We start from the raw sequence: 10,163 nt of genomic DNA, 5'->3' as shown, positions 1-10,163 counted from the left end.
AAGGGTCCCATCATGGCCAAGGATATTGTCGAAGGCGCCCCCAAGAAAAAGGGCAAGTTCAAGAAGCTGCTGCTGATCGGCGTCGCCGCGATCGCGCTGATCGGCGCGGGCGCGGGTGCGGGCATCTATTTCGGCGCGCTGCAGGCGCACGAGGCGAAGCCCGAGGATAATTATCCCAAGCTCGTCGTGCGCAGCAAGGAAGACCCCGAACCCGCCGCCGAGGGCGACGACAAGGAAGCCCCGCCAAAGGTCGGCACGGTGTCGGTCCCGAACGACAAGTATAAGGTCGATCCCAAGAAATATGAGATCACCTATTATCCGATCGCCGACAGCTTCACGACGAATCTGGCCGACGGGTCGGGCTTCCTGCAGGTCGGTATCAGCCTTTCGACCTTCTACGACGGCAAGGTTATCAATAATATCAAACGGCAGGCTGTTCCGATCCGTTCGGTCGTGCTTATGGTGCTCGCCGAACAGGATCCGGCATTGCTCTCCACATCGCAGGGGAAACAGCGGCTGCAACGTCAGTTGACGGCCGCGATCAACGATGTGCTGCGCGACAAGGAAGGTTTCGGGGGCGTCGACAATGTTTATTTCACGAGCCTGGTGATTCAGTGACCACCAGCACGAAAACCGTCAAAGCCGTGAAGGCACCGGCCGCACCTGCACCCGCAGCTGCGGCCGCGCCTGCGGAGACGAAGGAGTCCCTGCTGCTGCGCAGGGCAGCGGACGGCTATGCCTTCCCCGCGCTCGAAGGCGTGGCGAACCAGTTTGCGCGCAGCCTGCGCGACCTCGTCCGCGCGCTCGGCGCGCCGGCGATCCAGATCGAACGATCGGGCGCCGAACAGATGAGCTTTGCCGAGTGGAGCGCATCGGCGGCCCCTGCGATCTTCTGGCGTTATCATGCACCGCCGCTCAAGGGTCCGGTGCTGCTCGCGGGTTCGCGCTCGCTGCTTCTCCAGCTTGTCGACATCTTTTATGGCGGCCGCGGCCAGCTCGCCGCCGAACGCGAAGAGCTGACCGACGCCGAGGATCGCTTCGCGGCGCGCCTCGGCCGCGACATCGGGATGCAGCTCGCCGCCGCATGGCGCGGCAAGCTGGCCATCGAACCCGAACTCGATTGCGTCACCGCCGATCCCGCCAAGCTCGCCGCGGTGCGCGCCGACGATGAATTGTTCGTCCAGCGCTTCACGCTGCGCGGCGCCCCGTTCGAGGGGCGGACGATCATGTGCGCCTATCCGGTCGCCGCGCTGCGCGGGATCGCGGGCGACGAACTGCTCCCCGACATGCAGGCAAATGGCGGCGCCGATCCGGCCTGGTCGGGCGCGCTCGACAAGGCACTGCGCGACGTGCGCATGCCCGTCCGCTCGGTGCTCGCACGCCCCGAGATCAGCCTCGTCAAGCTGCTCGCGCTCGAGGTTGGCGACATCATCCCGCTCAATATGCCGCGCCACGTGCCGGTGACCGTCGCCGGGCGCAACTTCGCGTTCGGCAGCATCGGCGAAGCCAATGGCAACGCCGCGATTATGATCGAACATATCGAAAAAGGACCGGACCATGACTGATATCAGCGACGCCCCGAAGATCGCGCGCGCCGACCGGCGCGACAAGAGCATCGCCGCCGCGCCCAATTTCGACCTGCTCGCCGGCGTTTCGCTGCGCGTGTCGGTCGAGGTGGGGTCGACGTCGATGACGCTCTCCGAACTGCTCGCGCTCGACGAAGGCAGCGTGATCGAACTCGACCGCGCCGCGACCGACCTGCTCGACATTTATGCGAACGGCACGCTGATCGCGAAGGGAGAAATCGTCAGCATCGACGGCCGCTATGGCATCCAGGTCGCCGAAGTCGTCGCGCCGGCGCGCGGGCTCGAAGGTTTCGAGCGGAGAGCCTGATGTTCGAATATATCCTCCGCCTGCTCATCCTGCTGCCGCTCGTCGGCGGCATGGCGTGGGGCAGCCTGTGGCTGTGGAAACGCGTCCAGATGGGCGTGCCGCTCGTTGGCGGCGGCACCAAGGCGCGCGCCGTCGAAATGATCGACGTGCTGCCGCTCGGCCCCGGATCGAAGCTCGCGGTGGTCGAATTTGCCGGGCAGCGCGTGCTGATCGCGGTGTCGCGCAACGGCATCACGCGGATCGCCGACGACAGCCAGGGCGATTTCCATGCGGACTGATCGCCGCTTCTGGCTGCGCACCGCCGCGCTCGCCGGCGGCGCCGCGCTGCTCTGTGCCGCGCCCGCCGCCTATGCGCAGGCGGCCGACGGGCTGAGCCGCGCGGTGGGCGAAATCGGCGGCGACGGCCGTCCCTTGAGCCTCTCGCTCCAGATCCTCGTCCTGATGAGCCTGCTGACGGTGCTGCCGTCGCTGCTGCTGATGATGACGAGCTTCACGCGCATTATCATCGTGCTGTCGATCCTGCGCCATGCGCTGGGATTGCAACAGACGCCGCCGAACCAGGTGCTGGTAGGCTTGAGTTTGTTCCTCTCGCTGTTCGTGATGGCGCCGGTGATTACCGAGGTGAATCGCGTCGCGATCGAACCTTATGGCCAGGAACAGATCGATATCGGCGAGGCGGTGTCGCGCTCGGGCACCGCGCTCCACGGCTTTATGATGAAGCAGACGCGCAAGACCGACCTGATGATGTTCGCGAAGATCGCGAAAGCGCCGACCTATGCTCGTCCCGCGGACGTGCCCTTCTCGATCCTGCTGCCCGCCTTTGTCACCAGCGAGCTCAAGACCGCGTTCCAGATCGGCTTCCTGATCTTCCTGCCCTTCCTCGTCATCGACCTGATCGTCGCCTCGGCGCTGATGTCGCTCGGTATGATGATGTTGTCGCCAACGATCATATCGATGCCATTCAAGCTCCTGCTCTTCGTCCTCGTCGACGGCTGGGCATTGACGATGGGCTCGCTCGCTTCCTCTTTCGTGAGTTAGCGACGTGGAGGCGGACTATTTCATCGGCGTGGCGCAGCAATCGCTGTGGATTCTCGCGCTCGCCTCGGCGCCGCTGTTGCTGCCCGTGCTCGTCATCGGCGTACTGCTCGGCATGGTGCAGGCGGCGACGTCGATCAACGAACAGACGCTGACCTTTGTGCCGAAGCTGATCGTCGCGGCGATCTGCCTCGCGATCTTCGGGGGCAGTATCCTTGTTCTGCTCACCGATTTCACCCGCGAAATCTTCGCGCAAATCCCGGCGCTCGTCCGCTAGGACGTCGATGAACCCCGCCGACATCCCGAATATCGAGGCGATGCTCCAGCTGTGGATGCTGGGGATGATCCGTCCCGGCGCCGCCTTCATCGCCGCGCCGGTGTTCGGCGCGACGAGCGTGCCGGTGCAGCTGCGGCTGGTGATCGCACTCGCGGTCGGGGTGCCCGCGGTCGCGGCATCGGGCATGGCACTGCCGCCCGAGGGGATCGTATCGGTCCCGGGCTTTTTCCTCATCATCGGCGAGGTCGTGATCGGCCTCGCGATGGGATTCGTGCTCCAGATGGGCCTCGCCGCCGCCCTGCTCGCGGGCGAGGCGATCAGCAATGCGATGGGCCTTGGCTTCGCGTCGATGGTCGATCCGCTGAGCGGGGCATCGAGTTCGGCGATCGGCCAGTTCCTGTCGATGATGGCCACCGCGCTCTTCCTCGCCGCCGACGGCCACCTCGTGCTGATCGACATCATCGTGAGCAGCTACACCGCGCTCCCGCCCGGCAACGCCTTTCCGTCCTGGGACGCCATCGGCGGGCTGATCCGCTTCGGCAGCCTGATGTTCGCCGCGGGGCTCACCATCGCGATGCCGGTCGGCTTCGTGCTGATCCTCGTCCAGATCATCATGGGCGTCATCGGCCGCTCGGCGCCGGCGCTGAACCTCTTCGCGGTCGGCATTCCCGCGACCCTGCTCGCCGGGATCATATTGCTCGGCGTCGCGACGCCGGCGATGGCCGAGGCGATCGCGCGCATCCTGTCCGACGCGCTCGACGCCGCGCGCATGGTCGCTGGAATCTAGGCCATGGCGGGCACGACCGAGAAGGACCAGAAAACCGAACAGCCGACGGCGAAGAAGCTGTCGGACTCGGCGCGCGAAGGCGATGTGCTGATGTCGCGCGAGCTCGCGACGGCGCTGATGATGCTCGCCGCCGCGGGCTGGATGGTCGCCGCGGGCGGCTGGTTCGTCCAGTCGGCGGGCGACCTCCTGCGCCGCGGCCTGACATTGACCGCCGCCGACGTCGCCGATTTTGCGCCCGCCGAGGCGCTGATGCGCAACGGCGCCGAAATCCTGCTCCCGCTCGCGAGCCTGTTCGCGCTCGCGCTCGGCGCCGCGGTTGCCGGTCCGGCGATGCTCGGTTCGATGGGCTGGCGCGGCAAGGCGCTTCACTTCAAGGGCAACCGGATGAGCCCGATGGCCGGGCTCAAGCGCATGTTCGGGATGCAGGGCGTCACCGAGCTCGGCAAGGCACTCGCCAAGGTTCTGCTGCTCGGCACCGTCGGTTACTGGCTCGTCCTGAAGAGCCTGCCCGCGATTATGACGATGGCGTCGACCGACCTGATGGCGGCGATCGGATTGGCCGGAAAGGAAATCGGCCATGCGATGCTGACGCTCGCCGGCGGGCTGGTCGTCATCGCGCTGATCGACGTGCCGGTGCAATGGTTCCAGCGCAACAAGCGGCTGATGATGAGTAAGCAGGAAGTGAAAGAGGAAATGCGCCAGTCCGACGGCGCCCCCGAACTCAAGCAGGCACAGCGCCAGCGCGCGCACGACATATTGAGCGGGTCGGCGCGCAAGGCGGTGTCCGACGCGACCGTCGTCCTCACCAACCCGACGCATTTTTCGGTCGCGCTGCGCTATCGCCCCGGGGTCGATGCCGCGCCCGTCGTTGTCGCGCGCGGGCGCGGCGATGTCGCGCTGTCGATCCGCGAGCTGGCGCGCGGTGCCAATGTCCCGTTGCTCGAATATCCGGCGCTCACGCGCGCGATCTATTTCACCGCGCGCGCCGGGCGCGTGATCCCCGAGGAATTGTTCGTCGCGGTCGCAACCGTGCTCGCCTTTGTGTTCCAGCTCGAACGCGCGGCGGCCGAAGGCACGCCGCCCCCCGCGGTCGATGTGCCGTCTTCGCATCGTTTCGATCCCGAAGGCCGCCGTCAGGCTTAAACTTGTCCGCGCGCCGCCGTTAAGGGGTTCGAAGGATATTTTGCCATGGTCAGTTCAATCGCCAACAGCCTCGGCTTCGGGTCGGGCCTCGACGTCAAACAGCTCGTCACCGACCTGTCGAACGCGTCGCGCGACCCGAAAATTGCGCGCATGAACTCACTCAACCAGGCGAACCAGACGCGGATCAGCGCGCTGGCGCAGGCGCGATCGAATCTCGACGGCTTCGCCGATTCGCTGAGCCAGATGGTCAGCGACGGCACCTTGCGCAGCACGCCGACCGTTTCCGACGAAAGCGTGCTCAGCGCCACCAGCCGCGCCGGCCTGTCGGCCGACAGCTTCGCCGCGACCGTCGTCGTGACGCAGCTCGCGCGCGCGCAGACCAATTATTCCGCCGTCGTCGCCGACCGTACCGCCGCGATCGGTGCGGGCACGATGACGCTGACCGTCGGCGGCGTCGCCAAGACGATCACCATCGGCGCCACGAACAACAGCCTCGAGGGTCTGGCCAATGCGATCAACGCGAGCGGCGCCGGCGTGACCGCGTCGATCATCGCCGACGAGGGCGGCCACCGGCTGATCCTGAAAGGTCCGACGGGCGAAACGGGTGCCTTTACGCTGGCCGCCGACGCCGGCGCCGATCCCGGCCTCTCCGCCTTTGCGACCGCGGGCGGGATGACCGAGGGTCAGAGCGCCGCCAACGCCGAATTCACGATCGATGGCGTCGCCTTCAGCCGCGCGACCAACATCATCGACGACGTCGTCCCGGGCATGTCGCTGACGCTCAAGAAGGCGGCCCCCGGGCAGCCCGTCGACATCGGTGCCAGCCGGCCGCTCGACATGATCAAGCAGACCGTCGGCGATTTCGTCTCGGTCTATAACCAGCTGAAAAAGAGCCTGACATCGGCTTCCAGCATGTCGGGATCGACCGCATCGCTGCGCGAGCTCGAACGCGAGCTGCAGGGGTTGGTCAACAAGGTGCTTTCGAGCCACGGCAGCATCAACAGGCTGTCCGACATCGGCATTTCGACAACGAGGGACGGCCTGCTTTCGGTCGACAATGCCAAGCTCGACAAGGTGCTCGCCAGCGACGCCGGCGCAGTCGAGGCGTTGTTCAACCCGCGCCGCGATGCCACGCACACCGAGCTGAGCGATCCGGGTATCGCCTTTGCACTCGACGCGATCCGCGACAAGGCGGTCGGCGCCAATGGCGTGATCGATCGCGTCTCGAAATCGCTCGACGCGAAAAAGGAAAATCTCGCCGATCAGCTCGAGAAAATCGAGGAGCGCGAGAGTGCCTATAAAGCGCGGCTCGAAAAGCAATATGGCACGCTCGAAGCCAAGCTCGCGGCGTTCAAGGCGACGCAGACCTATCTTGAACAGCAAATCAAACTCTGGACGAACCAGGGTAACGACTAAATATTAGGACTTGGGGACCGCCGCCGTGAACGCTACCGCCTCGACCGTCCGGGCGACCGGGCTTTATCGCCGATTGCAGCATGAAAGCCGCGCCGCCGCAGCCGACCCCGTCGAGCTGGTCACCATGCTCTATGACGAGCTGGAGACCGCCGTGGGCGTGCTGGGCGCGATGATCCGGCAGGGGCAGCGCGTCTCGGCGACCGAGCCCGCGCACCGCGCGCGCGCGATCCTGATCGGCCTCGACGCGGGGCTCGACCGCGACAAGGGCGGCGATGTCGCCACCGCGCTGTCGCGCGTCTATCGCAGCATGCGCCGCAAACTCGACGATGCCGTCGCCGCGAATAGCGCCGAGGGCCTTGCCGAGCTGCTCGAAGGAATTTTGACGATCAGTGCCGCCTGGCGCCAGCTTCGATAGAGTTTTTCCACTGACGTGGAACGGCACCGGCCCGCTCCCCCACCCAGCCTCCCGACATAGTATTCTATGGGAGGCTGGGTGGGGGAGCGGGCCGGTGCCGCATTCATTCAAATGCCCGCTGGTTACCCGGCCGCCCATGGTGGGGACGGGCGGCCGGGTGGTGCGGGAGCGGACCAGAGCTCCCTTTTTCAGCGGGTGCTGAAACTTGTGTCGCGGGCCGGGTCAGGCGGCCTGCTGGTGAACGCCGTACTTGCGCATCTTCTCGATCAGCGTCGTGCGCTTCAGCGTCAGCAGGCGCGCCGCTTCCGAAATGATGCCGTCGGCAAGGTCGAGCGCGACGTGGATCTGTTCGAGTTCGATCGTTTCGATCTCGCGCTTGAGGTCGATCGGGCGGCCCGGCGCCGGCGTCTTGGCGTGCGCCGCGGCCGGAGCCGCGACTTCTTCCACGCTGGCCGGCACCGCGACGGGGCTGGTGGGGACAGCCCGTCGCGGTGCTAGCGCTGCGGTGGGGTTCAAAAGCATGGCGACGTCGTCGAGACCGAGCGTCTCGCCGCCATGGAGAACGCTGGCGCGCTCTACGAAATTCCTGAGTTCGCGGACATTGCCCGGCCATGCGTGCGCCATCAGCAGCGCCATCGCCGCATCGTCGAAGCGGCATTTGGCGTCGGCGGGCATCTGGCGCTGGAAATGGCGGATGAGCGCGGGAATATCCTCGACGCGGTTGGCAAGGCTGGGGACCTGGAGCACAACCACGCCGAGCCGGAAGAACAGGTCTTCGCGGAATTTTCCATCGGCGATCGCGGCGCCGAGATCCTGGTGGGTGGCCGAAATGACGCGGACGTCGACGGCCTTCACGTCGCTGCTGCCGACGCGGACGATCGTCCGGTCTTCGAGCACGCGGAGCAGTTTGACCTGCATGTCGAAACGCATGTCGCCGATTTCGTCGAGAAAGAGCGTGCCGCCCTCGGTCGCTTCGAAATGGCCGATGCGGCGGGCATGGGCGCCGGTGAAGCTGCCCTTTTCATGCCCGAAAAGTTCGGATTCGATCAGTTCGCCGGGGATCGCACCGCAGTTGATCGCCGAAAAGGCCTTGCCGGCACGGGCGCCTTCGTCGTGGATCGCACGGGCAACAAGTTCCTTGCCCGAGCCCGAGGGGCCGCAGAGCATGACCGAGGCATTCGAGCGCGCCACGCGGCGGATCATCTCGCGCAACCGGCAGGTCGCCGGGCTCGTGCCGATGATCAGCGCTTCGAGCGCCATATTGTTATTCTGCCCCACAGTCATTTCAGTCTCCACCGCACCGCCCGCTCGGTGCCCCCTTCGATGGATTGAGGAATTGACGAAATTGGTAAACGAAAGCTTACCCGGCGTTAGCTAACTCATTCAAAATAAAGAGATATTGCCAGATTGGAAGTAATTGACGCGCAATCGCGTTAACTATCTCCAATATGCTGCCAAACTGGCACTAATTGTCATGCGACTAACGCCAGCCCAGCGTGATCGAGATGCGGCGGTTGCGCGGATCGAATCGGTCGGAGGGGACATAGGGCTCGCGATCGGCAACCCCTTCGATTCGCGAAAAGCGATCCGAGGCGATGCCGCGAAACTCCAGATAGTGGCGCGTAACCTCGGCCCGGTCGACCGACAGGCGCCAGTTGTTCGTGCCCGACTTCGCTGACCAGGGCGCGGCGTCGGTGTGGCCGCGGATCATCACCCGGTTCGTCACCGCCGCAACGGGCTTCGCGATTTCGCTGAACAGCCGGGCGCCATCGGGGGTCAGCTGGCTGGTGCCCATCACGAACATCGAAAAATCCGCATCGTCGACGACGTCGATACGCAGCCCCTCGAGCGTTTCGGTAAAACGCAGGTTCGGCGCCAGGCGCTTGAGGTCGTTCTTTGCCTGCAATTGATCGATCAGCGTCTGGGCCAGCTTCTTGAACTGCTCCTTGTCGCTCGCGCGCTCGCGCCCCGACGCTTCGCGCGGTCCGCCCGCGGCATCGCGCGGAATCGTCATGGCGCGCGTGCCCGTCTGCGCCGCGCCATGTGGGTATTTGTCCGCCGCGACCAGCGAGTCGCCACCGAACAGGCCCGTCGAGCCGGCGGTCTCGGTCTTTGTCTGGACGATCGTCGGTGCAAAATAGTCGGCGAGCGCCTTGCGCTGCGCCTCGTTCGTCGCACCGAGCAGCCACATCAAAAGGAAGAAGGCCATCATCGCGGTGACGAAGTCGGCATAGGCGACCTTCCACGCGCCGCCATGATGGCCGCCGTGCGCCTGCTGGATCACCTTCTTGACGATGATCGGCCGCGGCATGTTGGGACGCGCGGCCATCAGCGACCCCGCATTCCATCGAATACTTCGGCAAAGCTCGGCTGGTTATGATGGTCGACGCCCGAACGCGCCGCCTCGATCACCAGCGGCTGCGGATGGCCGTGAAGCGACGCGATGATCAGCTGCTTCACCGTATGATAGATGGCGGCGTCGCTTTCGATCACCGCCTTGGCGCGCGTCGCGAACGGGCCGACGAGACCATAAGCGAGGAGCACGCCGAGGAAAGTGCCGACGAGCGCCGAGCCGATCATCGCGCCCAGGATCGCGGGAGGCTTGTCGATCGAGCCCATCGTCTTCACGACGCCGAGCACCGCGGCGACGATGCCGAGCGCGGGAAGCGCATCGGCAAGGCTCTGCAGACCTTCGGCGGGCTTCATCGAATGATGATGGTGGCTCTTCAGCGCATTATCCATCACCTCTTCGACCGCGTGCGGATCGAGCGTACCCGACGACACGACGACGAGGCGCAGCGTGTCGCAGATCAGGTGGACGAGGGTGTCGTCCTTCAAAAGCTTGGGATATTGCTGGAAGATCGTCGAGTTTTTCGGATCCTCGATATGCGGCTCGACGGCAACGGGTCCTTCGGTGCGCATCATCTTCATCAAGGTCGAGACGAGCAGGATGCAGTCGAGATAATCCTGCTTCTTATACTGCGGCCCCTTGAACACCTTGGCGAGCCCGCCGCCCAGCGCCTTCAGGTCGGCGCCCGAATTGCCGATGATCAGCGAGCCGAGTGCCGCACCGCCGATGATCAGCATTTCGTGCGGCAGCGCGTGCATGACGGGGCCCAGATTGCCGCCGGTCAGCGCGAAGCCCCCGAAGACCAGCAGGATCAGTACGACAATGCCGACAACGGGAAACATGTGCG

The 10,163-nt window shown here is 65.2% G+C and carries 13 protein-coding genes; 10 read left to right on the top strand and 3 right to left on the bottom strand.

All coding sequences use genetic code 11. The annotated features are described in order from the left end of the window. Window positions 1-12: 12 nt before the first annotated feature. The 10 genes from V8J55_RS06350 to V8J55_RS06305 are packed head-to-tail and all read left to right on the top strand — an operon-like array spanning window position 13 to window position 6,966. Window positions 13-618, top strand: coding sequence for a flagellar basal body-associated FliL family protein (locus V8J55_RS06350; protein WP_336444815.1), 606 nt, complete (start codon window positions 13-15; stop codon window positions 616-618). Beyond that, on the top strand, window positions 615-1,565 hold the full coding sequence (locus V8J55_RS06345; RefSeq protein ID WP_336444814.1) for a flagellar motor switch protein FliM: 951 nt from the start codon (window positions 615-617) through the stop codon (window positions 1,563-1,565). The genes V8J55_RS06350 and V8J55_RS06345 overlap by 4 nt, the downstream gene beginning before the upstream one ends. Then, a complete protein-coding gene (fliN, locus tag V8J55_RS06340; RefSeq protein WP_336444813.1) occupies window positions 1,558-1,893 on the top strand; it encodes a flagellar motor switch protein FliN in 336 nt (111 codons plus the stop codon). Before V8J55_RS06345 ends, fliN begins: the two co-directional genes overlap by 8 nt. After that, a complete protein-coding gene (locus tag V8J55_RS06335; RefSeq protein ID WP_037512580.1) occupies window positions 1,893-2,171 on the top strand; it encodes a flagellar biosynthetic protein FliO in 279 nt (92 codons plus the stop codon). Before fliN ends, V8J55_RS06335 begins: the two co-directional genes overlap by 1 nt. Continuing rightward, window positions 2,161-2,931 (top strand): flagellar type III secretion system pore protein FliP, encoded by a 771-nt coding sequence (gene fliP, locus V8J55_RS06330; protein ID WP_336444812.1) that lies wholly within the window; start codon window positions 2,161-2,163, stop codon window positions 2,929-2,931. The genes V8J55_RS06335 and fliP overlap by 11 nt, the downstream gene beginning before the upstream one ends. Before the next feature lie 4 nt (window positions 2,932-2,935). Beyond that, window positions 2,936-3,205, top strand: coding sequence for a flagellar biosynthetic protein FliQ (locus V8J55_RS06325; protein WP_037512577.1), 270 nt, complete (start codon window positions 2,936-2,938; stop codon window positions 3,203-3,205). Window positions 3,206-3,212: 7 nt separating this feature from the next. Continuing rightward, window positions 3,213-3,992: a flagellar biosynthetic protein FliR gene (gene fliR / locus V8J55_RS06320; RefSeq protein WP_336444811.1), complete on the top strand. Its 780-nt coding sequence runs from the start codon at window positions 3,213-3,215 to the stop codon at window positions 3,990-3,992. A 3-nt stretch (window positions 3,993-3,995) separates the two neighbouring features. Continuing rightward, window positions 3,996-5,135, top strand: coding sequence for a flagellar type III secretion system protein FlhB (gene flhB, locus V8J55_RS06315; protein WP_336444810.1), 1,140 nt, complete (start codon window positions 3,996-3,998; stop codon window positions 5,133-5,135). 45 nt (window positions 5,136-5,180) lie between these two features. After that, on the top strand, window positions 5,181-6,551 hold the full coding sequence (gene fliD / locus V8J55_RS06310) for a flagellar filament capping protein FliD (protein WP_336444809.1): 1,371 nt from the start codon (window positions 5,181-5,183) through the stop codon (window positions 6,549-6,551). A 25-nt stretch (window positions 6,552-6,576) separates the two neighbouring features. Next, window positions 6,577-6,966, top strand: coding sequence for a flagellar export chaperone FliS (locus V8J55_RS06305; RefSeq protein ID WP_058539400.1), 390 nt, complete (start codon window positions 6,577-6,579; stop codon window positions 6,964-6,966). Between the two features lie 222 nt (window positions 6,967-7,188). On the opposite strand, the gene V8J55_RS06300 is transcribed toward V8J55_RS06305, so the two are convergent. From V8J55_RS06300 to motA, 3 genes are all read right to left on the bottom strand, one after another. Continuing rightward, on the bottom strand, window positions 7,189-8,250 hold the full coding sequence (locus V8J55_RS06300) for a sigma-54 interaction domain-containing protein (protein ID WP_336444808.1): 1,062 nt from the start codon (window positions 8,248-8,250) through the stop codon (window positions 7,189-7,191). Window positions 8,251-8,446: 196 nt separating this feature from the next. Continuing rightward, entirely contained in the window at window positions 8,447-9,295 is an 849-nt protein-coding gene (locus V8J55_RS06295; RefSeq protein WP_336444807.1) for a flagellar motor protein MotB, read from the bottom strand. Further along, window positions 9,295-10,158, bottom strand: a complete 864-nt coding sequence (gene motA / locus V8J55_RS06290; RefSeq protein WP_336444806.1) for a flagellar motor stator protein MotA — start codon at window positions 10,156-10,158, stop codon at window positions 9,295-9,297. The genes V8J55_RS06295 and motA overlap by 1 nt, the downstream gene beginning before the upstream one ends. Window positions 10,159-10,163 lie beyond the last annotated feature (5 nt).

Origin of the sequence: Sphingopyxis sp. CCNWLW2 (assembly GCF_037095755.1) — a bacterium.
Lineage (GTDB): Bacteria > Pseudomonadota > Alphaproteobacteria > Sphingomonadales > Sphingomonadaceae > Sphingopyxis.
This window is presented reverse-complemented; position numbering and strand designations above follow the sequence as displayed.

Bases quoted from the DNA above. Each gene is read 5' to 3' on its own strand.
- fliR (WP_336444811.1), top strand. From the start codon at position 3,213: ATGAACCCCGCCGACATCCCGAATATCGAGGCGATGCTCCAGCTGTGG.
- fliP (WP_336444812.1), top strand. From the start codon at position 2,161: ATGCGGACTGATCGCCGCTTCTGGCTGCGCACCGCCGCGCTCGCCGGC.
- fliN (WP_336444813.1), top strand. From the start codon at position 1,558: ATGACTGATATCAGCGACGCCCCGAAGATCGCGCGCGCCGACCGGCGC.
- flhB (WP_336444810.1), top strand. From the start codon at position 3,996: ATGGCGGGCACGACCGAGAAGGACCAGAAAACCGAACAGCCGACGGCG.
- V8J55_RS06350 (WP_336444815.1), top strand. From the start codon at position 13: ATGGCCAAGGATATTGTCGAAGGCGCCCCCAAGAAAAAGGGCAAGTTC.
- V8J55_RS06300 (WP_336444808.1), bottom strand. From the start codon at position 8,250: ATGACTGTGGGGCAGAATAACAATATGGCGCTCGAAGCGCTGATCATC.
- fliD (WP_336444809.1), top strand. From the start codon at position 5,181: ATGGTCAGTTCAATCGCCAACAGCCTCGGCTTCGGGTCGGGCCTCGAC.
- motA (WP_336444806.1), bottom strand. From the start codon at position 10,158: ATGTTTCCCGTTGTCGGCATTGTCGTACTGATCCTGCTGGTCTTCGGG.
- V8J55_RS06295 (WP_336444807.1), bottom strand. From the start codon at position 9,295: ATGGCCGCGCGTCCCAACATGCCGCGGCCGATCATCGTCAAGAAGGTG.
- V8J55_RS06335 (WP_037512580.1), top strand. From the start codon at position 1,893: ATGTTCGAATATATCCTCCGCCTGCTCATCCTGCTGCCGCTCGTCGGC.